This window comes from Amycolatopsis umgeniensis, from assembly GCF_014205155.1.
In the GTDB taxonomy this organism is placed as follows: domain Bacteria; phylum Actinomycetota; class Actinomycetes; order Mycobacteriales; family Pseudonocardiaceae; genus Amycolatopsis; species Amycolatopsis umgeniensis.
In genome coordinates, this window is the sequence record NZ_JACHMX010000001.1 from 3,272,836 (window position 1) to 3,299,440 (window position 26,605).

24 protein-coding genes and 1 riboswitch are annotated in these 26,605 nt (G+C 67.2%); of the genes, 12 read left to right on the forward strand and 12 right to left on the reverse strand.

All coding sequences use genetic code 11. From position 1 onward, the window contains the following. Positions 1–20 precede the first annotated feature (20 nt). The 3 genes from HDA45_RS14960 to rsmA all read right to left on the reverse strand — a co-directional run bounded on the left by HDA45_RS14960 (position 21) and on the right by rsmA (position 3,567). Entirely contained in the window at positions 21–986 is a 966-nt protein-coding gene (locus HDA45_RS14960; RefSeq protein WP_184895694.1) for a 4-(cytidine 5'-diphospho)-2-C-methyl-D-erythritol kinase, read from the reverse strand. Positions 987–1,106: 120 nt separating this feature from the next. Further along, the gene (locus HDA45_RS14965) at positions 1,107–2,117 is read right to left on the reverse strand and encodes an ATP-binding cassette domain-containing protein (protein WP_184895702.1); all 1,011 of its coding nucleotides are present in this window, start codon (positions 2,115–2,117) and stop codon (positions 1,107–1,109) included. Between the two features lie 211 nt (positions 2,118–2,328). Beyond that, positions 2,329–2,419: riboswitch (SAM riboswitch) on the reverse strand. A 308-nt stretch (positions 2,420–2,727) separates the two neighbouring features. Beyond that, on the reverse strand, positions 2,728–3,567 hold the full coding sequence (rsmA, locus tag HDA45_RS14970; RefSeq protein ID WP_184895703.1) for a 16S rRNA (adenine(1518)-N(6)/adenine(1519)-N(6))-dimethyltransferase RsmA: 840 nt from the start codon (positions 3,565–3,567) through the stop codon (positions 2,728–2,730). A 190-nt stretch (positions 3,568–3,757) separates the two neighbouring features. Here rsmA and HDA45_RS14975 point away from each other — a divergent pair, with 190 nt between their 5' ends. Further along, a complete protein-coding gene (locus tag HDA45_RS14975) occupies positions 3,758–4,744 on the forward strand; it encodes a DUF222 domain-containing protein (protein ID WP_184895705.1) in 987 nt (328 codons plus the stop codon). A 62-nt stretch (positions 4,745–4,806) separates the two neighbouring features. Here the strand turns inward: HDA45_RS14975 and HDA45_RS14980 are convergent, their stop codons facing one another. The 3 genes from HDA45_RS14980 to metG all read right to left on the reverse strand — a co-directional run bounded on the left by HDA45_RS14980 (position 4,807) and on the right by metG (position 9,239). After that, on the reverse strand, positions 4,807–6,186 hold the full coding sequence (locus HDA45_RS14980; RefSeq protein ID WP_184905666.1) for a transglycosylase family protein: 1,380 nt from the start codon (positions 6,184–6,186) through the stop codon (positions 4,807–4,809). 413 nt (positions 6,187–6,599) lie between these two features. Then, positions 6,600–7,436, reverse strand: a complete 837-nt coding sequence (locus HDA45_RS14985; RefSeq protein ID WP_184895707.1) for a TatD family hydrolase — start codon at positions 7,434–7,436, stop codon at positions 6,600–6,602. Positions 7,437–7,445: 9 nt separating this feature from the next. Continuing rightward, on the reverse strand, positions 7,446–9,239 hold the full coding sequence (gene metG, locus HDA45_RS14990; protein ID WP_184895709.1) for a methionine--tRNA ligase: 1,794 nt from the start codon (positions 9,237–9,239) through the stop codon (positions 7,446–7,448). Between the two features lie 62 nt (positions 9,240–9,301). On the opposite strand from metG, the gene HDA45_RS14995 reads away from it, so the two are divergent. From HDA45_RS14995 to HDA45_RS15015, 5 genes are all read left to right on the forward strand, one after another. Beyond that, positions 9,302–9,895, forward strand: a complete 594-nt coding sequence (locus tag HDA45_RS14995; protein WP_184895711.1) for a helix-turn-helix transcriptional regulator — start codon at positions 9,302–9,304, stop codon at positions 9,893–9,895. 88 nt (positions 9,896–9,983) lie between these two features. After that, the gene (locus tag HDA45_RS15000) at positions 9,984–11,018 is read left to right on the forward strand and encodes an ATP-binding cassette domain-containing protein (protein ID WP_184895718.1); all 1,035 of its coding nucleotides are present in this window, start codon (positions 9,984–9,986) and stop codon (positions 11,016–11,018) included. Further along, on the forward strand, positions 11,008–11,772 hold the full coding sequence (locus tag HDA45_RS15005) for an ABC transporter permease (protein WP_184895720.1): 765 nt from the start codon (positions 11,008–11,010) through the stop codon (positions 11,770–11,772). Before HDA45_RS15000 ends, HDA45_RS15005 begins: the two co-directional genes overlap by 11 nt. A gap of 93 nt (positions 11,773–11,865) precedes the next feature. Beyond that, entirely contained in the window at positions 11,866–12,480 is a 615-nt protein-coding gene (locus HDA45_RS15010; protein WP_184905668.1) for a glycoside hydrolase family 25 protein, read from the forward strand. Between the two features lie 109 nt (positions 12,481–12,589). Beyond that, positions 12,590–13,867: an aminodeoxychorismate synthase component I gene (locus HDA45_RS15015; RefSeq protein WP_184895722.1), complete on the forward strand. Its 1,278-nt coding sequence runs from the start codon at positions 12,590–12,592 to the stop codon at positions 13,865–13,867. A 1-nt stretch (position 13,868) separates the two neighbouring features. Here HDA45_RS15015 and HDA45_RS15020 read toward each other — a convergent pair whose 3' ends face one another. Beyond that, positions 13,869–14,828: a quinone oxidoreductase family protein gene (locus HDA45_RS15020; RefSeq protein WP_184895725.1), complete on the reverse strand. Its 960-nt coding sequence runs from the start codon at positions 14,826–14,828 to the stop codon at positions 13,869–13,871. A gap of 177 nt (positions 14,829–15,005) precedes the next feature. Here HDA45_RS15020 and HDA45_RS15025 point away from each other — a divergent pair, with 177 nt between their 5' ends. Then, the gene (locus HDA45_RS15025) at positions 15,006–15,482 is read left to right on the forward strand and encodes a QsdR family transcriptional regulator (RefSeq protein ID WP_246480716.1); all 477 of its coding nucleotides are present in this window, start codon (positions 15,006–15,008) and stop codon (positions 15,480–15,482) included. Between the two features lie 4 nt (positions 15,483–15,486). On the opposite strand, the gene rsmI is transcribed toward HDA45_RS15025, so the two are convergent. Next, on the reverse strand, positions 15,487–16,320 hold the full coding sequence (rsmI, locus tag HDA45_RS15030; RefSeq protein WP_184895727.1) for a 16S rRNA (cytidine(1402)-2'-O)-methyltransferase: 834 nt from the start codon (positions 16,318–16,320) through the stop codon (positions 15,487–15,489). Between the two features lie 68 nt (positions 16,321–16,388). Here rsmI and HDA45_RS15035 point away from each other — a divergent pair, with 68 nt between their 5' ends. Both HDA45_RS15035 and HDA45_RS15040 read left to right on the forward strand, forming a co-directional pair. Continuing rightward, entirely contained in the window at positions 16,389–17,960 is a 1,572-nt protein-coding gene (locus HDA45_RS15035) for a phospholipid carrier-dependent glycosyltransferase (RefSeq protein ID WP_184895737.1), read from the forward strand. A gap of 91 nt (positions 17,961–18,051) precedes the next feature. Next, complete coding sequence (locus tag HDA45_RS15040) at positions 18,052–19,074, forward strand: DUF3558 domain-containing protein (protein WP_184895739.1); 1,023 nt, start codon at positions 18,052–18,054, stop codon at positions 19,072–19,074. Positions 19,075–19,111: 37 nt separating this feature from the next. Here the strand turns inward: HDA45_RS15040 and HDA45_RS15045 are convergent, their stop codons facing one another. Beyond that, positions 19,112–19,348 (reverse strand): hypothetical protein, encoded by a 237-nt coding sequence (locus HDA45_RS15045; protein WP_343072070.1) that lies wholly within the window; start codon positions 19,346–19,348, stop codon positions 19,112–19,114. On the opposite strand from HDA45_RS15045, the gene HDA45_RS15050 reads away from it, so the two are divergent. Further along, positions 19,329–19,712, forward strand: a complete 384-nt coding sequence (locus HDA45_RS15050) for a hypothetical protein (RefSeq protein WP_343072071.1) — start codon at positions 19,329–19,331, stop codon at positions 19,710–19,712. The two genes, HDA45_RS15045 and HDA45_RS15050, sit on opposite strands and share 20 nt — an antisense overlap. Before the next feature lie 90 nt (positions 19,713–19,802). Here HDA45_RS15050 and HDA45_RS15055 read toward each other — a convergent pair whose 3' ends face one another. Beyond that, a complete protein-coding gene (locus HDA45_RS15055) occupies positions 19,803–21,581 on the reverse strand; it encodes a serine/threonine-protein kinase (protein WP_184895743.1) in 1,779 nt (592 codons plus the stop codon). A gap of 183 nt (positions 21,582–21,764) precedes the next feature. On the opposite strand from HDA45_RS15055, the gene HDA45_RS15060 reads away from it, so the two are divergent. Both HDA45_RS15060 and HDA45_RS15065 read left to right on the forward strand, forming a co-directional pair. After that, positions 21,765–23,636, forward strand: coding sequence for a propionyl-CoA synthetase (locus HDA45_RS15060; RefSeq protein ID WP_184895745.1), 1,872 nt, complete (start codon positions 21,765–21,767; stop codon positions 23,634–23,636). Between the two features lie 108 nt (positions 23,637–23,744). Further along, positions 23,745–25,325, forward strand: a complete 1,581-nt coding sequence (locus HDA45_RS15065) for a beta-N-acetylhexosaminidase (RefSeq protein ID WP_184895748.1) — start codon at positions 23,745–23,747, stop codon at positions 25,323–25,325. Here the strand turns inward: HDA45_RS15065 and HDA45_RS15070 are convergent. Together HDA45_RS15070 and HDA45_RS15075 are read right to left on the reverse strand one after the other, a co-directional pair. Further along, on the reverse strand, positions 25,307–25,918 hold the full coding sequence (locus HDA45_RS15070) for a TetR/AcrR family transcriptional regulator (RefSeq protein WP_184895750.1): 612 nt from the start codon (positions 25,916–25,918) through the stop codon (positions 25,307–25,309). The two genes, HDA45_RS15065 and HDA45_RS15070, sit on opposite strands and share 19 nt — an antisense overlap. After that, positions 25,908–26,603, reverse strand: a complete 696-nt coding sequence (locus tag HDA45_RS15075) for an MOSC domain-containing protein (protein WP_184895752.1) — start codon at positions 26,601–26,603, stop codon at positions 25,908–25,910. Before HDA45_RS15075 ends, HDA45_RS15070 begins: the two co-directional genes overlap by 11 nt. Positions 26,604–26,605: the final 2 nt, after the last annotated feature.

Here is a 26,605-nt window from a genome sequence, read left to right on the forward strand (position 1 = left end):
GATGTCCATTTCGGACACCCTCACGCGTGCACCCGGGGCGGCGCCGGTCGCGGCGCGTCGTCCCCGCCCACCAGCCTGGCTCCGGGAACCGGCCCGTGCGCGACACGCACCGTGCGACAGACACCCGCACCGGACAGCTCCGCGGCGACCTCGACGGCCGACTGGGCATCCGCGCACAGAAAAGCGCAGGTCGGCCCGGACCCGGAAACGGTGCCGGCGAGCGCACCCGCGTTGACCCCCGCCCGCAATGTCCGGCGCAGTCCGGGACGCAACGAAACCGCGGCGGCCTGCAGGTCATTGCCGAGTAGCAACGCCAGCTGGCGCGGGTCACCGGACGCCAGTGCCTCGACCACCGGGGTGTGCGAACCGATCCGCGGCGGGCTGCCCTCTTCCCGCAGCCTGTCCAGTTCACCGAACACCCGCGGGGTCGAAAGACCACGCTGGTCGAACGCCAGGACCCAGTGAAACGTATGCCTCGACAAGACCGGGACCAGCTGCTCGCCCCGGCCGGTGCCCAACGCGGTCCCGCCGTAAAGCGCGAACGGAACATCACTGCCGAGCTTGGCGGCGATACCCGCCAGTTCGTCTCGAGAGATCTCGAGCTTCCACAGCGACGCGAGCCCCACCAGGGTCGCGGCCGCGTCAGCACTGCCTCCTGCCATCCCGCCCGCTACCGGGATGCCTTTGCGAAGCACGACCCGGACTTTCGATTCGCCGTCCGCCTTGCCGACGTGGGCCGCCAGGGCCTGCGCCGCCTTCCAGGCGAGGTTGTTGGCCCCTGTGGGTACGGAACCTTCACCCTCGCCATAGACCTCGACGCCGGGGTCCTCGGTGACCGCGACGGTCACCTCGTCGGTCAGTGAAAGCGCCTGGAACACGGTCACCAACTCGTGGTAGCCGTCCGGGCGTACGTCACCGACCGCCAGGTGCAGGTTGACCTTGGCGGGAACCCTGACGGTGACTGGGGGCGGTACGACGGCGAGCACGCCTCAAGCCTACGTGCCCGCTCCACTTGTGCTGCCACCAGGAGAAAGAGAACAGGACGAGTCAGACGCAAACGGGCCGCCCTGGACGAATTCGTCCGGAGCGGCCCGTTCGTGGAGGAATCAAGCAGCGACGCCCTGCGGTCCACGGACCGGGTGGGTCACGTGGCCGCCACGTTCGGCGATCCAGGCGAGTGCGGCATCCGCGCGCTCACCGCGCACGCCGAGACGGAATCGGCCGACGGGCGTGTCGCCGATCCGGGTCAGGCCGCCTCCGATGGTGGCGAGCTCGACGTCGAAACGACCGGCCGCTTCAGGAAGTAGCGCACCGACCGACGCGAACCCGACGAGCACGACGTCCACCGCGCGATCGTACTTCGAGGCCTGTGCCCGTCCGGTCTCGATCGAGGGCAGCAGCGCCTGCGCGGTCCGGCTGTTCGGGTCCGAGACCAGGTCGAGCACGGTTCCGCGTTCGATGATCGCCCCGGCCTCCAGGAACGCGACGTCGTCGCAGACACGGCGGACCACGCCGGCGTCAGGAGTGGTGAGCAGCACGGTGACCCCGAGTTCGGCACGCGCACGGTCGAGCACGGTCAGGACCGCGCCGGACTCCTCGGGCTGCACACCCGCTGTCGGGTCGTCGGCCAGCAGCACGGACGGTCCAGCGGCCAGCGCCTTGGCGATGGCGACCCGGCGCAGCTGCCCCTCGGACAGCTCACCCGGCCGCTGCCCGGCTCGAGGCGTGAGCCCGACCAGATCGAGCAGGTTGCCGACCCGGTTGCGACGCTGCGGCCCGTCGAGGCCGAGTTGTTCGAGAGGAGACGCGATATTGCCGGCGATGGTGCGCTCGGCGAGCAACTCCGGCTTGGTGCTCACGACACCGACCTGCCGGCGGATTTCCCGCAGACGGCGTCCGTCCAGGGTCCCGGTGTTGAGGCCGTCTAGGCGGACGACGCCCCGGTCAGGACGCTCCTGAAGCCCGATGCAACGAGCGAGGGTCGACTTGCCGGAGCCGGCCGGACCGACGACTCCGAACAGGGAGCCGGCTTGGATGTCCACGCTGACATCGCGCAGGGCGACGACGGGATTTCCGTTGAGGGGAAAGGACTTGGACAAGTTTTCGACAGTGATCACGAAGGGCTCCATGCAAATGGGGCGCTGCTTCTTTCGAGCGCGCCAACCGTCACCGAGTGCCCGTCCAGAGCGGACGGGTTTCAGAGGTAAGGGAAAAGACTCAGGCAGTAACGGTTGAGCGTCGACACGCACTTACCGTGCGGCGACCTTCGTCGACTACACGTCGCCTGGTCAGCAGGAGCGGGTGGGTGACCCTGTTCATTAGGCACAGCCTCCATCGGTCCTGGCGGTAGCACCTGCCCTGTGGAGGGTGGTTGCTGCGACTTCGGCGAGCCAGGTCTCTCAGTCGCTCGGGATGGCTCACTGAGTAAAACCGATCCCACTGGATGAAAGCAAGCACGTAGGCGCAGATCACACGTCTGGTCGCGTCCATCATACAGGAACTGCGGTCCATATTATGAGAAGACTGCAGCTGGTCTCTCGCCGAAACAGGGCCGCTGCCTGCTAAGACGGGGCGAGGCCGGTACAGATCGAGAAGAGGATTTATGCGTCCGTGCTGACCTTGACCAACTCGCTTCCGGGCGGCCCCGGTCACACCTGCGACAGGTGGAAAACCGTTCCCTGACGCGGCGCCATGCCACCCTGCGAGACGGTCATGGCCGCCCGATGATCAGTCGGTCGCCGCGGCGATCCGGGCGAACTGATGAACGTCCAACTGCTCTCCGCGAGTCTTGGGGTCGATTCCCGCCTTCTCAAGCAACTCCCCCGCGCGTTCGGCGGAGCCGGCCCAGGAGGCCAATGCCGCGCGCAAAGTCTTCCGCCGCTGCGAGAAGGCGGCATCGACCACCGCGAACAACCGCTCCCGGCTCACCGACGACACCACGTCGTCGCCCCGTTCGAAAGCGACCAGCGCGGAGTCCACATTCGGAACCGGCCAGAACACCGCGCGGGGCACGGCGGCGACCTTGCGCGCCTTGCCGTACCACGCGAGCTTGACGCTGGGCACGCCGTAGGTCCGGCTTCCCGGGCCGGCCGCCATCCGGTCCGCGACCTCGGTCTGGACCATTACGAGACCGCTGGTCAGCGACGGCAGTTCGGCGAGCAGGTGGAGCACGACGGGAACGGCGACGTTGTACGGGAGGTTCGCGACGAGCGCCGTCGGACGTTGCGGCAGGTCGTCCGCCGTGATCCGCAGAGCGTCCGCTCCGACGACCGAAAGCCTTTCCGCCCCGCCTCGTTCGGCCACGGTTTCCGGCAAGCGGCCGGCCAGCACGGGGTCGATCTCGACCGCGACGACCTCGGCACCGGTCGCGAGCAGTCCGAGCGTCAGAGAGCCGAGCCCCGGCCCGACTTCCAGCACGACATCACCTTCGCCGACCCCGGAGATGTCGACGATCCGGCGCACCGTGTTGGGGTCGTGCACGAAGTTCTGGCCGAGCTTCTTGGTCGGCCGTACGTCCAGCTCGGCCGCCAGCGCCCTGATCTCCGCAGGCCCGAGCAGTTCAGTCACCCGACGATCGTAGCCAGCCCCGGCGGGCGGCTCCGAGCGCCCGACCCGCCCGCATCATCCTTACGGAGTTTCCGAACCGACACGCATCCCACTCAAGAGTGATCGGTGCAGTTTCACGCCCTCGGAGGGTGATCATCATCCACCCGATCGATACCGTGCATTCGTTCGACTCTGGCCCGACAATCGAGGGATGACCAGCACAAACACTTCCAAGACCTTCCCGCTCAATCTGCCGGAAGGTGACCCCGAGCTGCTTCTCGACGAGTTGCAGACACGGCTACGCGAAGGGCGCCGCCTCTTCGCCGAAGTCGGCCAGATCCTGGCCGAAATCGAGTCACGCGGTGTCCGAGAGCTCTATGGGTACAACTCGCTCGCCGTCTTCTACGAACATGTGGCCCGGGTCCCCCGAGCCGAGGCGCAGAAGGTGACAGGGCGAGCTCTAGCCCTCAACTCGAGACGGACGCGCGACGGGACCTCGACTCCGCCCGTCGCGCCTTTGACCGGAGCCGCGGCCGCCACCGGCGCACTGGCCGAGGGTGGCATCGACAGGATCGTCAAGGTCATGCGGAGGCTGCCAGAGCACGTCACCGCGAGCGCCCGGTTCGATGCCGAGAAGGTCCTGGTCGATCTTGCGGGCGTCGCGAGACCACGCGACGTCACGATCGCCGGAACCGACCTGCTCGCCCATCTCGATCCGGAGGGAAACGGCTCCAAGGACCCCGCCCCGAAAACTCCTCGAAGCGAATTCTGGTTGCGGCAGAAACGCACCGGCCGGTGGGACATGCGCGGCGACCTCGATCCCGAGACCGGCGCCCGCCTGAACGCACTTCTCGTGCCTCTGTCGCATCCGGCCCCGAACCCAGAACCCGACGACCGCACCCCGGCGGAGAGACGCGGTGACGCTTTCGCGGAGATAGTCGATCTCGCGGAAGGCGGCCCGGAGATTCCTTTGCCGCGGCGGAACTCTGAGCAGGTCGACGAGCGGCCGAAGCCCACGAAGCCTGTCGAGAAACCTGAAAGTTCTCGGGACGTGGCCCACATAAGGCCTCCCCGCTGGTGGGCACGGCTGTCGAGACCGAGAACCGGTGTGAAAACCCCACTTGAGGTGGACGACCGGACGGTTGTTCAACTCCCCGACGAGCGCACCGCGCCGCCACCGGAGCCCAAAACGGCCTGAGGGCCACCATGCGGGGCGAAACCCACACGATGACCCTCAGGGGAAAGAGAACGTTCTGGCTGTCAGGCCTTCTTACCGCAGTGCGGCCAGGCGCCGTAGCCACCGCGGTCGTCGCGGACCTTCTCGGCGACGGCGATCTGCTGGGCCTTGCTGGCCTGGTGCGGGTACGAGGCGTACTGCGAGCCACCGTAGGCGTCCCAGGTGCTCTTGTTGAACTGCAGGCCACCGTAGTAGCCGTTGCCGGTGTTGGCGGCCCAGTTGCCGGTCGACTCGCACTGCGCGATGCGATCCCAGGCGCCGGCGTCGCCGATGACCGGGTCAGCGGGCTTCTTCGTGCCGACCTTGACGATCTTGGGCTTGGCCTCGGTGATGACCTCTTCCGAGACCTTCTCGCGGCCGACCTCTTTGCCGTTGCGCTTGGTGACCTTGTAGGTCACGGTCTTCTGGCCCGGGGTCCCCGGGTCTTCGACCTTGGTCTTGCCCTTTTCGAGCTCCGGGTCGTCGACCTTCTGCTCAGGCGGAGCGATTTCCTCGTTCTGCTTGACCATGGTGACGCCGGTCCGGCTGATGTGGACCTCGGCACCGTCGGTCAGCTTGACGTCGAGACCGCCGACGGCCTCGTCCTCCGGACCAAGGGTCATTCGCATCTCACCAAGGAACTCCTTGGTGGTGACCGAGTTGGTCTGAACCTTGCGAGGTTCGTTCTCACCGTCATAGACCATGACGTTCTTGAGGGTCTTGACCTCGACGGTGGCGCCCTCGAGCGGGAGTTCGCCGTTCTGGGGGAGCGAGGTCCAGGTACCGGACTTCGCGAGATCGGAACGGCCGAGCTGGTTCAGGGCTTCGCTCAGGTTGGTCGCCCGGACCCAGGACTCCTGCTGCGGTGCGCCGTCGACGATCAGGTTCAGCTTGCGGCCGCGCTCCAGCTTGATGACGCCGCCGTCGCCGACCTCGGCCTGAGGCGAGGGCGAAAGCGAGTCGTGTGCGCCGACGGAAAGGCCGGCGTCTTCGAGGACCTCGCCGACCGTGTCGCCGAAGCTGTGAACGGTCTGCTGCTTGCCGTCGACGTCGAGCGTGACGCTCTTGTTCATCGCCATCGCGGCCGCGCCGCCACCACCGAGGGTGAGCAGCACCGCCATGACGGTTCCCTTGAGGAACCGCTTCTTCCAAACGCGGGTCGCGCTGGAGATGACCTCGTCCTTGGTCGCGGCCTTCATCGGCGCGCCCGCGGTGCGGTCCTCGGCCATCTCGTCCGGAATGACGATCGGCGGGAGCATGGTGGTCTCGGCGGAGATGAGGCGGATCAGCTCGTCGACGTCGACGTCGATCTCGGCCATCAAGGTCTCGGCGTCGGGGCCGAGCGCTGCCAGGACGTCCTGGTGCGTGATGCGCGGATCGTCGGAGTAGTCCAGCTCGCCGTACTGAGTGTCGCGGTCGAGCACGGCAACCGAACCGGCGGAAGCGAAGGTGTTCGTCTCTGCGCCGAGGCGCGAGCCATCCTGCCTACTGCTACCAGTCACTGGGTCGTTCCCTTTCCCAAGACGTCGAGGAGCTCGACAACCGCTCCACAACGTCCTTCGTCTCGATGCGCACTTCGGCACACCTCTAGAAGTCCGACACCCGCAGTCAGCGCCATCGTCACGGTTCCAGGCCGTACCGCTCCCGGTTCCGCTTCCCCGACGTGCACTGACGTGACTGTGGGCGTAACAGCCGGAAACCGCATGAGCGGGTACCGACCGGCACGATCACGGGACAGTAACGAACCTCGACGGGTTGCGCAAACACCCCCCGGAGTGTCGTGACGTTGGTCACTCATCAGAGTGGACCATTGCTGATCACTAATGTCGCAATCCGTTCAACTGGGGGTGACTGTCGGCAAACGGAAGACCCGCTCAGCGGTCACTCGGACCGATTCGGCCACCTCGTGCACCGCCTCGCCCCTGAACGAGGCGAGGTGGCGAACGGTGTAGGCGGCGCAGTAGGGCTCGTTCGGTCGCCCACGGAACGGATGCGGGGTCAAGAACGGCGCGTCCGTTTCGACGAGGTACTGGCCCGCAGGAACGATGCGCGCCGCCTCATGCAGCCCGCGCGCGTTCCGGAAGCTGACCGTTCCCGCGAAGGAAAGGACATAACCCGCGTCGATGCACCGTCGCGCGATGTGCTCGTCCCCGGAGAAACAGTGGAAGACGACCTGCTCGGGCGCCCCCTCCTCCTCGAGGATCCTGAGGACGTCGTCGTGCGCGTCTCGATCATGGATCATCAGCGGCTTGTTGATCCGCTTGGCGAGATCGATGTGCCACCGGAAGGCGTCCTGCTGGGCATCGTGGGGCGAGTAGTCCCAGTAGTAGTCGAGGCCGGTCTCCCCGACCGCGACCACTCTGGACTCCTTGGCGAGACTCTCCACTTCGGATTTCTCGGCCTCGCCGAAATCCTTGGTACGCGTGGGATGGATCGCGACGGCGGCCCAAACCCGTGAGTCCCAAGTGGACGCTTGCGCGGCCCAGCGAGCGGCGGCGAGATCGTCCGCGACGGTGATCACCCGCGAGACACCGGCGCGTTCGGCGCGATCGATCATGGCTGTCACATCAGCCGCGGTGACCGCGCCGCACGCGTCGAGGTGGGTATGCGCGTCCACCACCGAAACCGGCAACCTGTCCGGAATCGGCGGCAGTTCCTTCTTCTCCGCACCCATGTCAGCTGATCATTTCGAGATCGGCGCCCATTCGGGACCTGTCTCGCCCAGTTCCGGGTCCAGCTTGGCGAACAGCGGTGTCGGCTTCTCCAGCGGCTTGCCGACCTCGATCGGCACGGACTTCCAGCGTGCCTGTTCGGTCTTGTAGTCCCCGGTGATGATGGGGTTGATGCGGCCGGGGATGTCGAGATCTTCGACTTCCTGGAGTTCCGGCTGGGCCGCCCAGACACCGGAGCCGCCGAGCGCCTCGTGCACCTTCTGAGCCGAGTGGGGCAGGAAGGGGGTCAGCAGCGTGTTGGCGTCCGAGACGACCTGCAAGGCGGTGTGCAGGACGCTGTCGCGGCGAGCGGGGTCGTCCTTGAGTTTCCAGGGCTCCTGGTCCGACAGGTAGCGGTTCGCGGCGGTGACGACGCGCATGGCCTCGCTGGCCGCCGCCTTGAACCGGGACCGCTGGAGGTGGGCGCCGGCGGTGTCGAACGCCTTTCGGGAGAGCTCCTTGAGCTCCTCGTCGGCGGCCGTGGGGGCGTCCGGACGCGGAATGGCGCCGACGTTCTTGTGGGCCATGGAGATGGACCGGTTGACGAGGTTGCCCCACTCGTTGGCCAGCTCGAAGTTGGTCCGGCGGACGAATTCGTCCCAGGTGAAGTCGGTGTCCTGGGTCTCGGGGCCCGCGACCGAGATGAAGTACCGGAGGGTGTCCGGGCCGAATTCACGCAGGAAGTCGTGCACGTAGATGACCGTGCCGCGCGAGGTCGAGAACTTCGAGCCGCTCATCGTGAGGAACTCGCTGGAAACGATCTCGTCGGGCAGGTGCAGCTTGCCGTACTTGCCGGGCACGCCGCCTCGGTCACCCTCACCGTTGTGGCCGAACAGCAGCGCCGGCCAGATCTGGGCGTGGAAGGTGATGTTGTCCTTGCCCATGAAGTAATAGGAGCGGGCTTCCGGGTTGCTCCACCACTCCTGCCAGGCGTCCGGGTTCCCGGATCGGCGCGCCCACTCGACGCTCGCGGAGAAGTAGCCGATGACCGCGTCGAACCAGACGTAGAAGCGCTTCATCGGCTGGTCGCGCCAGCCGTCGAGCGGGATCTTCACACCCCAGTCGAGATCGCGGGTGATCGGCCGCGGACGCATGTCGTCGATCAGGTTCTTGGTGAAGTTGAGGACGTTCGGGCGCCAGTCGTTCTTGCTGGACAGCCATTTGCCCAGGGTCTCGACGAAGGCGGACAGGTCGAGGAAGTAGTGCTCGGTCTCGACGAACTTCGGTGTTTCACCGTTGATCCGGGACTTCGGGTTGATCAGCTCCGCGGCGTCGAGCTGATTGCCGCAGTTGTCGCACTGGTCGCCGCGCGCACCGTCGTAGCCACAGATCGGGCAGGTGCCCTCGATGTAGCGGTCGGGCAGGGTGCGACCGGTCGAAGGGCTGATCGCGCCTCGCGTGGTCTTGGGAACGACGTAGCCGTTGCGGTGCAGCGCGAGAAAGATCTGCTGCGTGACGTCGGCGTGGTTGCCCGTGGTGGTGCGGGTGAACAGGTCGTAGGTGAGACCGAGTCCCTGCAGGTCCTGGCCGATCTGACGGGTGTACTTGTCCGCCGTCTGTTGGGAGGTCAGGCCTTCGTTGTCCGCCTGGACGGTGATCGGGGTGCCGTGTTCGTCGGTGCCGGACACCATGAGCACCCGGTTGCCGGCCATTCGCTGGTAGCGGGAGAAGACGTCGGACGGGACGCCGAATCCGGACACGTGGCCGATGTGGCGGGGGCCGTTGGCGTAGGGCCAGGCCACCGCAGTCAACACTGGGGTGCTCATGCTTGTTTAGCCTACGGACGTCGTCTAAGGCATTGTTGTCCGGGAGAGGATCGGAGGCCTCGGTGTCCGCCACGCGTCTGCTGGTGCTGGGTGTCGTGCGCATGTACGGGAGGGCACACGGCTACCAGGTCCGGCGCGAGCTCCTCTCGTGGGCGGCCGACAAGTGGGGCAACGTCCAGCCGGGGTCGATCTATCACGCGTTGAAGAAGATGACCGCCGAAGGGCTCCTGGAACAGGTCGCCGACATCGAAGCGGGCGGCGGACCCGACCGCGTCGCGTACGAGCTGACCGAAGACGGGGAGACCGAGTTCCTCGTACAGCTCGGCAGGGCGTTGTCGAGCGACGACGCGACCGGGTACACGCTGTCCGCGGCGGTCACGTTCATGCCGACTCTGCCGCGTGCACAAGTGCTGGCTCTGCTGAAACAGCAGCTGGCGAACATGGAAGCGCACGCGCAGTCGACCCACTACGCCCGTGAACACGCCGTCGACCTGGGGAAACCGCCGCACGTCAGCGAGCTGTACCGCCTGTGGAGCGTGCACGCGGACGCGAACGTGACCTGGATGCGGGACCTGATCGGCCGTCTTGAAGCGGGCGAGTACGTGATGGCGGGCGAAGGCGACCAAGAAGCCGTGTTCGGCGCGCCGCCCAAGTAATCAAATTTGACTATGAAACGACTACTAGGGCACAGTGCGTCCATCCAGCTAGTCAAATTTGACTAGCCGGAGACCGGAAGGGGTAGACATGATCAAGGCACGCGGCCTTGAGCGGCGTTTCCGCCGCAAGGGCCGCAATGGGGGCGAGGTCCACGCGGTCAAGGGCGTCGATCTCGACGTGTCGGCCGGGGAGCTGGTCGGCTTCCTCGGGCCGAACGGCGCGGGGAAGACCACGACCCTGCGCATGCTGACGACGCTCCTCAAGCCCACCGCCGGCGAAGCCACTGTCGGCGGCTGTGACCTGCTCGCCGACCCACTGGGGGTGCGCCGGCGAATCGGGTACGTCGCTCAGGGCGGCGGCACGGCACCGGCGAGCAAGGTCGTCGAGGAGGTCGAGTTCCAGGGGCGGCTGTACCGGATGAGCAAGGCGGACGCGCTCGCGCGCGGAGCCACCCTCGCCGAGCAGCTGGACCTCGCCGGACTGGACCAGCGGCAGACCGCGACGCTGTCGGGCGGGCAGCGCCGCCGTCTCGACATCGCGCTCGGGCTGATCCACTCGCCCGGTCTCGTGTTCCTCGACGAGCCGTCGACCGGGCTCGACCCGCAGAGCCGCGCGAACCTGTGGGAGCACATCCGCAGGCTGCGCGACGAGCAGGGAGTCACTGTCTTCTTGACCACGCACTACCTCGACGAGGCCGACGCGCTCTCAGACCGGCTGATCGTCATCGACGACGGGAAGATCGTCGCCGAGGGCACGCCGGATTCGCTGAAGGCGAGGGTTTCCGGCGACAGTGTCGTCATCGAGGTCACGCCGGAGTCGGCGGCGGAGTCGGCGGCGGAGTCGGCGGCGGAGGCCGCGGAGGTCGCGGGCCGTCTCGAAGGAGCACACGAGATGACCGTCACCGACGGCACAGTGCGTTTCCGGGTACCACGCGGGGACACCGCGATGCCCGAACTGCTGCGGGCACTGGACGCGCGTGGCATCACGATGACGTCCATGCAGGTGCACCGGCCGACACTCGACGACGTCTTCCTGACCCTGACGGGCCGAAGCCTGCGTGACGCCGAAGAGGGTGCGTCGGTCGAGGACGCTCCGGAAAAGGAGGCCACGCATGTTGCATGACACCTGGTTGATCTTCCGCCGGGACATGCTGGCGGCGTTGCGCAACCCGACGTGGCTTGCAATCGGCATCATGCAGCCGCTCCTCTATTTATTCTTCTTCGGGCCGCTCCTGGTGAAGGCGCTCAACGCGCAAGGGCTGTCCGATGTGGACGGATGGATGATCTTCACCCCGGCGATCATCGCGCAGCTCGCGCTGTTCGGCAGTTCCTTCGTCGGGTTTGGCCTCCTCGCGGAATACCGCTCCGGCGTGGTCGAGCGGATGCGGGTCACGCCGGTGAGCCGGGTGGCGTTGTTGCTGGGCAAGGTGCTCGCCAACGCGCTGCAGACGGTCGTCCAGGCGTTGATCATCATCGCGTTGGCGTATCTGGTCTTCGACTTGAACGCACCGTTCGGCGGCGTCGTGCTCAGCCTGGTGATCGTTTTCCTTCTGTCGATCACGTTGGCGTCGTGCTCCTACGCGCTGGCGCTGACCCTCAAGAGCGAAGACGCCTTCCCTGCTTTGCTCAACGCGGTTCTCATGCCGTTGCTGCTGCTGTCCGGAATCCTGATCCCGATCACCGCGGGGTCGGCGCCGGAGTGGCTGTACACGATTTCCCGCATCAATCCGTTCCGGCATGTGGTGGATGTCGAGCGGAACAGTTTCCGCGGTGACTTCTCGATGGACGCGCTGTTCACCGGGAGCGTCGTGGTGCTGGTCATGGCCGTTCTGGCCATCTGGTGGGGCTCGCGTACGTTCCAACGCGAAAACGCCTGAGACACGCTGTACCGAAAGGTCACCTTGCGGCCGCTCCGCGGACGTAAGGTGACCTTTCCGGCGTACTGGGGCAAAATTCGAGGACAGGTGACTTTGATCGATCCGGAAGGTGAGCACGGCGTCACCCTGTCCCATCGGGAGACCGTGACGGACTGGGCGGCGGTGCGTGGCGCCGACATCCGGTTCGCCTCGGTCACCGTCAGCGAGAACACCAACTGGCGTGACGTCGCCGCGGAACGCAATCTGGCCGGCGCGCAGCACGCCGGTATCCACACCGGCGCACGGCACTATGCGCGCCCCGGCGCGGTCCACGACCAGGCCGACCATTTCGTGCGGACCGCGAGCGCGCTCGGCGCCTTCGCGCCCGGCTCGCTCGCGCCGGCGCTTGAGGTGGAAGCGCCCAGCGTCGACGACAGGTTCATCAAGGCGTGGATCAAACACGTCAGGCACGCCGCGCGCATCGAGCGCGTTCTGGTGTACGCGGGGCTCGATTGCTGGACGGACCGTCTGCACCCGGACAAGTGGGCGGACAGCGAAGTGGTGCTGTGGCTGGTCCGGCACAACGAGATCCCGGGGCGTCCGGGGTGGTTCCACTCGCGGCTGGGATTGCACCAGCACGGTTTCGGCACCGGACTGCCCGGTGTGGACGGACCGATCGCCCAAGACGCCGTGGTCTATCCCTTCGCGCTCTCGGACGTCCTTCTGTAGTGCTCACTCCGTGACGACGGGTGTGCATGATGTCACCACGTGGTCGCGGATCTCACTTTCCGGCCGACGCGGGTTGCGTTTCCGACCGCCCGGGCGGAGACAATGTCGCGTGCGGTTGATGTGCCGGAGGCTGCGGACGGACGTCGGGCCCGAGTGGGCACTGGCGGCTCTCGGGGTACGCGCCGAGGCCCTGGGGCTTGCGCCCCCGGCGGCACTTTGCGGGGACTGGTTCTCTTCGCGCGCTGTCATCGCGCTGAGTGCTTCGCTGACTCCTGTCCGGGACGTTTCCGAGGCGTTCGCGATTCCCGCTCGGATGCCGGTCGTTCGTGAGGCGGTGCCCGGCGCTGTCGGGGGCGGGTGGTTCGGTTACCTGAGTTACGACCTGACCGATCCTTCCGGCCGTTCCGGTGGTCTCCCGCCGGCTGTCTGGGGCTGGGTCGACAGGGTGCTGCGGCTGGACGCGGACGGCGCGTGGTGGTTCGAGGCGCTGGTTCCCGACGACGACCCGGATCCGGTCGGCGAAGTGTCCGCGGTGGAATCCTTGCTCGCCGAGCTCCCCGAAGCGACGACTTGGAGTTCCGGCCCGCTGTCCCGGCCGCTTCCGTCGGAGCACTACGACGCGGTGAAGGCGTGCGTGCACGCGATCGAAGCCGGCGAGTTGTTCCAAGCGAACATCTGCGCTCGCTTCAACGGGAAGTTCGACGGCGACCCGATCGCGCTGTTTTCCGAAGGTACGCGTCGCTTGGGGGCTCGCCGGTCGGCGTTCCTTGCCGGAGACTGGGGTTCGGTCGTGTCGTTCTCGCCTGAGCTTTTCCTTGCCAGGCAAGGGCAGCGTGTCCGGTCGACGCCGATCAAGGGCACCATGCCGCGGCGGGACGCCTCCGACGAGCACCTCGCGCGGCGGCTGCGGGAATCCACCAAGGACGTCGCCGAGAACGTGATGATCACCGATCTCGTCCGCAACGACCTCGGCCGGGTGTGCGCCACCGGCAGTGTGCGCGTCCCCGAACTGCTCGAGGTCCGGCCCGCGCCCGGGGTCTGGCATCTCGAGTCCACTGTGGAGGGACTACTCGCCGACGGGGTCGACGACGCGGCTCTGCTCGCCGCCACGTTCCCACCGGGTTCGGTGACGGGCGCGCCGAAGATCCGCGCCCTCGACCTGATCGCGGAACTGGAGCCCACGGCACGCGGTGTCTACACGGGTGCGATCGGGCTCGCGTCGCCGATCGCCGGGCTGGAACTGAACGTCGCGATCAGGACTTTCGAAATCCACGACGGCACGATCGCGCTGGGAGTCGGCGGCGGGATCACCGCCGACTCCGACAGCGAAGCGGAATGGCAGGAATGCCTGCACAAGTCCGCCCCGCTGGAGCGTCTGCTCGATTGAGTTACTTGGCGGGGTCCAGAAGGAGCTTGCCCGCCGTACCGCGCGAGCGCAGGGCCTCGTGGGCTGCGCGCGCGTCGGAAAGCGCGTACTCCCCGCCGGCGACAGCGCGGACCTGACCGGCGAGCGCCATCGAGAAGAGCTCGTCGAGCGTGCGGCCGAAGACGTTCCCGGGGAGCTTGAAGGCGTGCGGCAGCCACATCCCGGACACGGTGGTGCTGTGGCCGAGAAGGTTGCGGGCTTCGATCGGCTTCGGCTGCTCGCGGCTGGCCATGCCGTAGAACGCGAGGCGGCCGAACGGCGCGAGGGCCGCGATGCTCTGGTCCGTGACGGTGCCGCCGGTCATGTCGAGGACGATGTCGACGCGCTTACCACCGTTCGCCTCGCGAAGCGCATCGGTCATGTTTTCGGCGCGCGAATCGATGGCGACGTCGGCACCGAGTTCGAGGGCGAGACTCCTCTTCTCGTCGCTGCTGGCGGTCGCGATGACCCGGCTCGCTCCCCAGGCCTTCGCGAGTTGGACGGCGATGGAGCCGACCCCGCCTGCCGCCGCGTGCACGACGACCGATTCGCCGGGCTCGAGGTGGGCGTTCTTGCGCAGCAGGAGCGAGGCGGTGGTGCCCTGGACGATGAAGGAGAGCGCGGTCAGGTCGTCGATGCCGTCGGGCACGCCGAAACTGGTGACCTCGTCCGCCACGGCGCGCTCGGCGTAGCCGCCACCGCCGTTGAGCAGCGAGACCACACGCCTGCCGTCCGCGGTGCGGCCGACGACCTCGCCGCCGGGCACGAGCGGGAGCTTGCTCGGCGCGAGGTAGGAGTTCTCGGCTTGATGCGTATCGGCGTAATTGACGCCGATACGGTCGACCTCGATGAGCAGCTGACCTGGGCCGGGGACGGGATCGGGCAGGTCGACGAGGTTGAGCACCTCGGGTCCGCCGAATTCGGTCACCTGTACTGCGCGCATCCGCATCCTCCTCGTCGAGATGAGACATTCTTACATATGTCTCATCCATGAGACACTGCGTGATATGTTTCACTCATCGAAACCGCACTCGAACGCCAGCTGACCTCGCCGCGCCCGGACGCCCTGCGCGCGTTCACGATCGCGCGCGCCTGGTTCCTCGACGGGCGCCGGGTGGACATGGGTGATCTCGCGGGCGAGCTGGGGATCAGCCGGGCCACGTTGCACCGTTGGGTCGGCGGCCGGGATCAGCTGCTCGGCGAGATCCTGTGGTCGATGACCGTGGAGGTCTTCGAAGCGCGGGCTTCCGGCAAGCTCGGACGCGGCTCGGAGGGGATCGCGGAGCTCGTCGGCACCTTCGTCCGGACCGTGAACGACTCGAAACCGTTCAGGGAGTTCTTGCGCGCCGAACCGGAGCGAGCGCTGCGGATTCTGACCACGAAGGCCAGCGTGGTCCAGAGTCGGGCGATCTCGAAGATGCGCGAGTTCCTGGACGAAGAGGTCGAGGCCGGGCGGCTCACCCCGCCACTGCCGGTCGAGGACCTGGCCTACCTGCTGGTGCGGATCGGCGAGTCCTTCATCTACACGGACGTCATCACCGGCGCCGAGCCCGACGCGGCGAAGGCGTATGCGGCCGCGAGGGCCTTGCTGTCCTGAGTCCTTACTTACGCGACGCGAGGACAGCGTCGTAGAGCTCTTTCTTGGACACTCCCGTGGCCTCGGCGACTTCGGCGGCGGCGGATTTGAGGCGTTCGCCCGCGGCGACCCGCGACGAGACTTCCGCAACCAGGTCTGTCACGTTCACCGAACGCGGAGGGGCACCGGCGAGAACGACGGTGATCTCGCCCTTGACCCCGTCGTTTGCCCAAGCGGCCAAATCGCGCAAATCACCGCGTTTGACCTCTTCATACGTTTTGGTCAGTTCGCGGCAGACGGCGGCGCGACGGTCGGGGCCCAGGACCTCGGCGGCGTCGGCGAGCGTGCTCGCGAGGCGGTGCGGAGACTCGAAGAACACGGCCGTGCGGGGCTCGTCCTTCAGCGAACCGAGCCATTTCGCGCGTTCACCGGGCTTGCGCGGGGCGAACCCTTCGAAACAGAAACGGTCACAGGGCAAGCCGGACAGCGCGAGCGCCGTGGTCACCGCGGACGGCCCGGGGAGGCAGGTCACCGGCACGTCAGCCTCGACGCAGGCGGCCACCAGGCGGAATCCGGGGTCCGAGACGCTCGGCATCCCGGCGTCGGTCACCAGCACCACCGTCTCGCCCGACTGGAGCGATTCGAGCAGTTTCGGCAGGCGGGCGGTCTCGACGTCCTCGTAGAAGCTGACCACCCGTCCGACCGGCGAAACGTCGAGGGTGGCGGTGAGGGAACGCAGGCGCCGGGTGTCTTCGGCGGCGATCACGTCGGCCGTCGCGAGGGCTTCGGACAGGCGCGGCGAAGCGTCACGGACGTCTCCGAGTGGGGTGGCTGCCAGCACGAGGCGTCCTTCGGTCATTCCCGAAGGTTAACCGGTTCGCAGATCCGGACACCGAGTTCACTCTTCCGCCCGTAGGATCATGCCCCGTGACCGCACTGCTGACCCGTGACGACGAGAGCGTGCGGCCGGATCCGGTCGACGCGCTCCGGCCACCGAGCGACCGCGAGGCCACCCTCCTCGGCCGTGGCATGCCGACCGATCGCCTGCGCGGCTGGATCGTCACGCTCGTGCTGACGCTCATCGGCGGCATCGTCCGGATCCAGAATCTGGGAACACCCACGGACAAGGGCACCCCTGTCTTCGACGAGAAGCACTACGTCCCGCAGGCGTGGCAGATGCTGCGCAACGGCGGTTACGAAGACAACTACGGCTACGAACTGATCGTGCACCCGCCCCTGGCGAAGCACCTGATCGCGATCGGCGAGTGGCTGTTCGGCTACAACGCCTGGGGCTGGCGGATCATGCCCGCGCTGGCCGGCACGCTGATCGTGCTCCTCACCATCCGCGTCGCCCGGCGGCTCACCCGTTCGACGCTGCTCGGCGCCGTCGCCGGGATCCTGGTGATCAGCGACGGCGTGCTGCACCTGCAGTCGCGGATGGGCATGCTCGACATCTTCATCGCGGTGTTCGTCCTCGCCGCTTTCGCCTGCGTGCTGTGCGACCGCGACCAGGTGCGGCGGCGGCTGGCCGTGGCCGTCCGCGAAGGCTGGATCGAAGAATCCCGGTTCGGCCCGAAGCTCGGTTTCCGGTGGTGGCGGTTCGCCGGTGGCCTGATGATCGGGCTGACCTTCGGCGTCAAGTGGTCCGCGCTGTACTACATCGCCGCATTCGGCCTGCTCACCGTGTTCTTCGACGTGGCCGCGCGCCGCGCCGCCGGGGTGCAGCGGCCTTGGGTCGGCACGCTGCGCCGCGACGTGCTGCCCGCGCTGTGGGCGATCGTCGTCATCCCGATCCTGGTGTACCTGGCCTGCTACTGGGCCTGGTTCGCGAGCGAGACCGCGACCGATCGCAATCTGGTCGCGATCAAGGACCTCGATCCCGGCTTCTGGTCCTGGATGCCACCCGCGTTGCGGTCGCTGGGCAACTACTCGATGAACGTCCTCGATTTCCACGCGAACCTCGTGACACCCAAGGACAAACCGCATCCGTGGGAATCGAAGCCGTGGACCTGGCCGATGGGGCTGCGGCCGATGCTCTACGCGTACGCGGGCGGAACCGACGCGACCGGTTGCGGCGAGTCGACCTGCGTGCGGGCGACGATGCTGATCGGGACGCCGGCGATGTGGTGGCTTGCCCTGCCGATGCTCGGCTGGAGCCTGTGGCGTTCGTTCTTCCGCGCGGACTGGCGCTACGCCGCCGTGCTCGTCGGCTACTTCGCCGGGTTCCTGCCCTGGTTCACCAACCTCGACCGTCAGATGTACTACTTCTACGCGACACCGCTGGCGCCATTCCTGGCACTCGGGTTGACGTTGATCCTCGGGCAGATCCTCGGCAGCGCGAAACGAGGGTTCGAACGGCGGGGCACCGGCATGCTCGTCGTCGCCCTCTACGTGGGGCTCGTCGTGGCCAACTTCGCGTGGCTATGGCCGATCCTCAACGGCAACGCGATCACCAACGAGCATTGGAACGCCGAGTTGTGGCTTCCGTCCTGGAAGTGACCGAAGACCCGGCGAAGCTACGGAAAGCGGCTTAGACTCCCGTCCGAATTGAGGACTACTGGGGGTCATCATGTCTCGTTGGCCGTATTTCGTGACCATTGCTCTTCTGCTCACCGGGTGCTCCAGCGCCGTCGACGGGAAGGCCTTCCGTGAAGGCGCTGCTCCGGGCGCGAGCGAGGCGAAGTACCCGCGATACAAGCCGCCCGCCGACGGGTCGGGGTTCAGTGACCAGGTGCTCGACCAGCCGCTGGCCCTGCCCGTGGAGCAGAGCGAAGAAGGCTGCGGCTGGCTGGAGTCGGTCAAACCGGACCTCCAGCCGCTCGGTCTCGTGAGCACCAAGAGCTCGCTCAGCGGCTGCCAGTTCGTGTTCCCGGGCAACAAGGGCGCGCAAGTACACGCCTACCACCCGTACGGCTGGATCACGCAGGATTCGCCGGTGATGGAGCCCGTGGAGATCGCCGGGATCAAGGGCCGGACCTACGCCTTCGATCCGGAACCGGCGACTTTCTGCTCGGTGAACATGGATGTCCGTGCCTACGCCTCGATCGCCGTCGACGCCTATGACGTCACCAGCGACGAAGCGGGCACTCGTGCCGAGCACTGCGAACTGGCGAAGAAGGTCGCCGAAGTCCTGCTGAAGAAGTTCGTTCCGCTCGCAGGTGGCAAACCGGCGCCGAGCACTGTTCAGGAGCCGTCGGCCGAAGCGCTGAAGAACATGGACGTCTGCGAAGTCGTCAAGTTCACCCACGCGAACTACGCCGGGGTCAACGCGGGCCGCGAAGGCGCGCAGAAGGGCGAAGGCCCACTGGGGCCGACCTGCACTCACGAAGTTCCGTACGCGAAGGCAGTCGGGATGTACACGACCGGCACTGGCGGTCTCGAAGCCGTGCCGCCGAAAGCGGGCGCGGAGGTGCGGAACGGCCAATTCGGCACGCTGAAAGCCAGGTTCGAACAAACCGAAGAGGCCTGCGCCCTGAGTGTCCAGCTGGGCAACGGCCAGGTCGTGCAGGTCGACTTCATCGGCAAGAAGAGGGAAGCGATGCCGCGTACCTGTGTGTCCGCTCAGCTGATCCTGTCGGTGTCGATGCTGGCGCTGATCACCGGCGAACACTGAATTTCTCGATTCAAGTGTGACACTTGGATGTTGATTGTTACTCTGCGCTGGTCAACAGCAGCTCGACAGGGGGCATCATGACCATCCGACCGCTCGGAGCGGCTTGCGCGGCCGCGGCGTTGTTCTTGATAGCGGGCTGCGAAGAGCAGACGCCGGGTACCGCGTCGCCACAGCCTTCGACAGTTCCGAGCACCTCGACAGCGCCGACGAGCAGCAGCTCGAGCGCGCCGACTGCGACCGCTTCGCGACCTTCGGTGACCGCTTCACCGGTCACCAAACCCGCCACCGGCGGCGCGGCGGCGCACACCCCGGACGGGGCCGCGAGCACGATGGAGGACTATCACCACGCGCTGGGCGCCAAGGACCTCGAAACCGTCTGCCGGATCACGGCGCCCGCCTTCGACGGCGGGATGAAGGAATGCCGAACCCTCACCCCGATGCAGTTCGGGATGTTCTCGGAGGACGACCTCAAGAAGCTGAAGGCCACCCGCGTCGATAGGGCGAAGGTGCAGAGCAAGGGGCCGGACAAGGTCGTCGTGCCGCCGGGTGCGATCGCGCCTCAGGCCGCGATGATGGCGGCCGACCCCAAGACGTTCACCATGGCGTGGCGTGACGGGGCCTGGGTCATCGTCGACTGAGGGAGAGCAAGGGACCTTTGCTAGCGTTCGTTAGCACACTAACTAACGCTAGCAAAGGTCCCTTGCTCTCTTTTCGCAGGTCAGCGCAGGTCAGCGTGGGTGGCGCTGGGGCTGCGGTTGCTGGTGGGGCTGAGGTTGCTGGGGCTGCTGCGGAGGGCGGCGCTGCACGATCTGGGTCACCGGACCGTCCGGCGACTTGCCGGCACGGGCGAGCCAGCCTTCGACGTCGCGCCGTACGGCGGTGAGCGTCGGGCGTCGGCGGGGCTCCTGGTCGAGTGAGGCGATGAGGATCCGGGCGTGGGCGCTGCGGTTCGGCAGCGCCGAGACCGGTTCGGCGCGGGCGGCGGCCATCAACGCGGCCATCGGGGTCTCCCGGGTGCCGCGCGGCGGCTGTCCCGACAACGCGTAGCTGACCGTCGCGGCGAGCTGCCATGCGTCCGAAGCCGGACTCGCCGGGGAGCCCATCGCCTGCTCGGGAGCGACGAAGTCCGGCGTGCCGATCATCATCCCGGTCGCGGTCATCTTCGAGTCACCCTGACTGCGGGCGATGCCGAAGTCGATGAGGTGGGCGAGCCCGTTGCGGTCGAGGATGATGTTCGACGGCTTGAGGTCGCGGTGCAGCACACCCTTTTCGTGCGCCGCCGCGAGCGCGCCGGCCATGGTCGACCAGAGCCGTCCGGCGGCGATGTCGTCGAGCGGGCCCTGCGAATCGACGATTTCGGCCAGCGACTTGCCTTCGAGGTACTCCATGACCAGCGCGAGCCCGTCCGGTTCCTCGACGAGGTCGTACACCTTGACGCAGTTGGGGTGGTTCACCACGGCCAGCGCCCTGGCCTCACGCTGCATCCGCTCCTCGGTGTCGCGATCCGGGGCGTGCGCGATCTTCAGCGCGACCGTCCGGTTGAGCTGCGTGTCGACCGCTTCCCAAACCGTGCCGAAGCCACCGTGACCCAGCCGCCGGACGCGCTTGTAGCGGCTGCCGCCGGAGTTACGGGAACCCGGGGGCGCCGGGACAGGGCCTGGCGCCGCGGCCAACGCGGGCGGTTCGGGAGCCTGCGCGAGCGCCGTCGCCGGGTACTGCTTGGGCGGCGGGGGCGGCAACTGCTGCTGCGGCTTCGGGGCGGGCGGCTCCGGGCGGTACGGCTCGATCTTCTGCCGGGGCTGCGGGTCCGGCCGGTTGATCACCGACCACGGCGGCGGGCCGACCAGCGCGACCGGGATCAGGCCCAGCACGCTGAACGGCAGGAAACCGAGCCAGAAGTGCACGGCGGTGTTCGCGCCCATGCCGATGCTCGCCAGCACCATCAGCACGAACGGGATCCAGAAGAACCGCGAGGGCCACTTCGGTCCGCGACGGAACGCTGTCCGTGCCTGCAGCATCACGAACAGCAGCGACAACGCGGGCAACCCGACCAGCAGGATCAGGTAGACGATGTACGAGAGCTGCATGCCGTTCGGGTAGAACAGCACCTCGTAGACGTTCTGACCGCTGCCGAGGTACGCGCTCTGCTTGCCGATCAGCGGGCTGTAGTCGGCGTTGAAGGTCGACAGGTCGCTGCCGCTGAAGCCGGATTCACCGCCTGCCTTCGTCGAGGCGGCCTCCTGGTAGACCTGCGAAAGTCCGGTGGCCAGCACCCACGGCAGCAGGAAGACCGCGACGACGCCGATCCCGCCGAAGACGGACAGGGTCACCACGTCGTAGCGATTGCCGGTGCCTTTGCGGATGATCGCGACGATCATCGCTCCCAGTGCGGGCAGCAGCGCGACCAGCGCTCCCGCGGTGCTCGTCGCCCACACCCAGTCCCCCGGCCAGATCCCCGGCCCGAACAGGCTATGCGCGAACGAAAGCAGCGCGCTCGCTAGTCCCATGGACCCTGCTCCCCTCGCTAGTTAAGGCCGTTTACGGCCGTTTTTCCCTAGTTCAGCTTAGGACGCTCCACGCCCTTACAGGGTTGCCGGGTTGTCGCGGGCGTCTCCACGCCGTTACCACCAGGCATTAGCGCGGCCGGAAGTCCATGATGGGTCCGGTATCCGAGCGCGAAGGAGCATTCGATGTACGCCGAGTCGTACCAGCGAAGCCTCGAACACCCGGAGGGTTTCTGGCTCGAAGCCGCACAGGCGATCGACTGGATCCGTCCGCCGACGCAGGCCCTCGACGCGCCGAAGGCGCCCTTCTACCGCTGGTTCCCGGACGGGGAACTGAACACGGCGTTCAACGCGCTCGACCGGCACGTGCGGGACGGCCGCGGTGATCAGACCGCGCTGATCTGGGATTCCCCGGTCACCGATTCGGTACGCCGGTTCACCTACGCGGAACTGCTGGACGACGTCGCCCGGTTCGCCGGCGCGCTCGCCTCTCTCGGTGTCGGGAAGGGCGACCGCGTCATCGTGTACATGCCGATGGTCCCCGAGGCCGCGATCGCGATGCTCGCGTGCGCCCGGCTCGGCGCGGTGCATTCGGTGGTGTTCGGCGGGTTCGCGCCCAAGGAACTGGCGGCGCGGATCGAGGACGCGAAACCGAAGGTGATCGTGGCCGCGTCGTGCGGGATCGAGCCGGCGCGAGTCGTCGAGTACAAGCCGATCATCGACGAGGCTCTCGCGGGCACCGCCCATCAGCCGGACAAGGTCGTGGTGTTGCAGCGGGAGCGCGCCCGCGCCGAATTGGGTGAGCGCGACGCCGACTGGGCCGAATTGGTCGCGAAGGCCTCCCCCGCCGATCCGGTGCCGGTCGCGGCGACCGATCCGCTGTACATCCTGTACACCTCCGGCACCACTGGGAAGCCGAAGGGCGTCGTGCGCGACACCGGCGGGCACGCGGTCGCGCTGGCCTGGTCGATGGACGCGATCTACGACATCCACCCCGGTGACGTGTGGTGGACGGCGTCCGACGTCGGCTGGGTCGTCGGCCATTCCTACATCGTTTACGCGCCGCTCCTCATCGGGGCGACAACGCTCATGTACGAGGGCAAACCCATCGGGACCCCTGACGCGGGCGCGTTCTGGCGGGTCATCGCCGACCACGGGGTGAAAGCGCTGTTCACCGCGCCGACGGCGCTGCGGGCGATCAAGAAGGTCGATCCGGACGCGAACGAAACGAAGAAATACCAGCTCAGCAGCTTCGAGACGCTGTTCATGGCAGGCGAACGGCTCGATCCGGAGACGTATCACTGGGCGCACGAGAAGCTCGGCGTTCCGGTGATCGACCACTGGTGGCAGACCGAGACCGGCTGGCCGATCGCGGCGAATCCGCGCGGACTGGAACCGATGCCGGTCAAACCCGGTTCCGCGACGAAACCGGTTCCGGGCTGGGACGTGCGGATCCTGGATCAGGCTGGCGAGCCGCTCCCGGCCGAGCGGGAAGGCGCCATCGCCATCAAGCTGCCGCTCCCGCCGGGCTCGTTGCCCACCCTGTGGCAGGACGACGAGCGGTATCGCGAGGCGTACCTTTCGCGGTACGAAGGCCACTACCTGACGGGAGACTCCGGGTACGTCGATGAAGACGGCTACCTGTTCGTCATGGGCCGCACCGACGACGTCATCAACGTCGCGGGGCACCGGCTTTCGACCGGTTCGATGGAGGCCGTGCTGGCCTCCCATCCCGCCGTCGCCGAATGCGCGGTGATCGGCGTCCGGGACCAGCTCAAGGGGCAGCTCCCACGCGGATTCGTGGTGCTGAAGTCGGGAGTCGAAACCGACGCCGAGACGCTCAAGGCCGAGTTGGTCGCGCTGGTGCGACGCGACATCGGCCCGGTGGCGGCGTTCCGCGATGTGTCCATTGTGGACGCCCTGCCGAAGACGCGATCCGGGAAGATCCTCCGCAAGACGATGCGCGGCATCGCCGACGGCCGCGACGAGCAAGTGCCTTCGACGATCGAAGACGCGAGCGTTCTCGATGCCTTGAAAGCGGTTCTGCGCGGCGAGTGACCGATGATCGGTACGCCGTCCTAGTCCGATCGGGTGTTGTCGTGTTTGCCCTATTGGTCTATACCTCTAAAGGAAGAGAGTCTCCAGTTCCCCGACCGGAGGTGCTCCATGAGTAGACGCCTGTCCACAACCGTGCTCGGCGTGGCGGTCCTGAGTCTCGTGACTCTCGGCCTGCCCGCGACGGCGAGCGCGGCACAGCACGCGAAGGCCGAGCGGACCGTCACCGACGTCATCCCCGCGCCGGTCGACGCGAAGCCCGACCCTCGCGAAAACTTCCGGCTCAGCCCCGCGACCGTCATCCGCACCGACCGCGACGGCAAGCAGGTCGCCGAATACCTGGCAGGGCTGCTCCGGCCCGCCACCGGCTACCGGCTGCCCGTCGTCAGCGGGCACCGCGGCGGCGGCCCCGCCATCTCACTCGAAACCGGCCACGCGAGCGGCCGCGTCGGCACCGAGGGCTACCGGCTCAAGGTGTCGTCGTCCGGCGTGACCTTGAAGGCGAACACCGACAAGGGCCTGTTCTCCGGCGTGCAGACACTGCGCCAGCTGCTCCCGTCGGCGATCGAGGCGACCACCGTCCAGAAGCGTTCGTGGGTGGTCTCGGGCGGCACCGTGCTCGACTACCCGCGCTTCGGCTACCGCAGCGCGATGCTCGACGTCGCCCGGCACTTCTTCACGCCGTCGCAGGTCAAGCTCTACATCGACCAGATCGCGCAGTACAAGATCAACACGCTCCACCTGCACCTGAGCGACGACCAGGGCTGGCGGATCGAGATCAAGAGCTGGCCGAAGCTGGCGACCGTCGGCGGGCTGACCGCCGTCGGCGGCGGTCCCGGCGGGTACTACACCCAAGATCAGTACAAGGACCTCGTGCGCTACGCGGCTTCGCGGCACATCACCATCGTTCCCGAGATCGACATGCCGGGACACACCAACGCGGCCCAGCACTCGTACGCCGAGCTGAACTGCGACGGCAAGCCCATACCGGCACGCACGGACATCGAGGTCGGCTACAGCTCGCTGTGCATCAACAAGGACATCACCTACACCTTCGTCGACGACGTCCTCCGCGAACTGTCCGCGATCACCCCCGGCAAGTACCTCAACATCGGGGGCGACGAGGCGCACGCGACCACTCCGGAGGACTACCAGACCTTCGCCAAGAAGGTGCAGCCGATCGTCGCCAAGTACGGCAAGCAGATCACCGGCTGGCACGACATCGCCAAGACGAACCCGCCGGTTTCGGCCGTCCCGCAGTTCTGGGGCACGACGGGCACCGACGCGAACGTCGCCGCGGCGGCGGCCCGGGGCAACAAGATCCTGATGTCGCCCGCCAACAAGGCCTACATGGACATGAAGTACCACCCGCAGACGCCACTCGGGCTGAGCTGGGCGGGACTGATCGAGGTCAAGACCGGTTACGACTGGGATCCGGCCACGTACCTGCAGGGCGTGACGGAGGCCAACGTCATCGGCGTCGAGGCGCCGTTGTGGTCGGAAACGCTCGTGACGAGTGAGCACATCGAGTTCATGGCGTTCCCGAGGTTGCCGGGTTACGCCGAGATCGGCTGGTCGCCGAAGGATTCCCGGACCTGGGACGCCTACCGGCTCCGGCTGGCGAAGCAGAGCCCGCGCTGGGTTCAGCAGGGCATCGACTTCTACCGGTCCACTCAGGTCGACTGGCAGTAGTCGAGACGTTCGGTGATGGCGGCACGGGCCAGCGCGTAGGGCTCCGTGCCGCCGAACATCACCGAATCGGCGTTCGCGGCCCGGCCGAGGGCGTGCAGTTCGAAGGCCAGCCGGGTCACGTCGACGGACTCACGGAGGTGCCCGGCCTTCCTCGCCTCCACGACGGTCGCCCGGATGAACTCGGCGAATCCCCGGCTCGCGTTCGCCACCGCGTCGTGGACCCGGCCGGTCCGCGCGTCGAATTCGGCGCCGGTGTTGAAGAAGAAACAGCCGCCGGGGAACACCCGGCGTTCCGAGTAGTCCAGCCAGTTCGCGCACAGCGCGCGCAGCCTGCCGATCCCCCGCTCGACCTCCAGAGTCGGCCCGATCACGTTCTCCGCGAAGATCGCGCTCGCCGTCTCGACGGCCGCGAGCTGGAGTTCCTCCTTGGAACCGAACAGCGCGAACACCCCGGATTTGCTCAGTTCCAGTTCGGTCGCGAGCCTGCCGAGGGACAGCCCTTCGAGCCCTTCGACGGAGGCGATGTCGACAGCGCGCCGCAGCACGATCCGCCTCGTCGCGTCGCCTCGGGCCACCCGGCCGTCAACCGGCATTCCGTTCCTCCCACCGCCGTTTCGCCGTTTCCAGGCCGTCACGGTACTGCCGGGAGAGCGACGGCGCCGCCAGCACCCGGTCCAGCAGCGCCCAGTACCGGGCACGGCGATCTTCGTCCAGCTGGGCGACGTTGGTGAACGACGCGACGTACACCTCGGCGATCGTCGGATTCACCGGATCGCGTTCTTCGAGCGTCATGTGCCCGGAGGTGGGGACCTCGCCGGTCCGGAGTACTCGCAGGTACCAGCCGCTGCGGCCGGAATCGATCATCGCGGGGATGACGTCCTTGCGCCCGGTCTTCATCGCGAGCTTGAAACACGGCGTACGCGGCTGCGACACCTGGACCAGGGCGTCTCCCCAGCTCCAGACGTCCCCGACGCGGACATCGTGTTCGTCGGCACCCGCCACCGAGGCGTTCTCCCCGAAATCGCCGGCGACCACCGCGAAGCCTTGCTCCGACCAGGCCGCGTAGTGCGCGGCCGGATAGACGTAAACGGCTTTGTCGACACCGCCGTGGACAGTGCGATCCGCCTGATCGTCACCGGCGAGATTGATCTCGTCCAGCTTCAGCGAAGACGTGTCGACACGTGACTTCGCGATGGCGCTGTACACCGGGACATCGCGCTTCGCCCCCAGCACCGAGGGCCGCCCGACGAAGACCTCGTTCACTTCGAGTGTGCTCACAT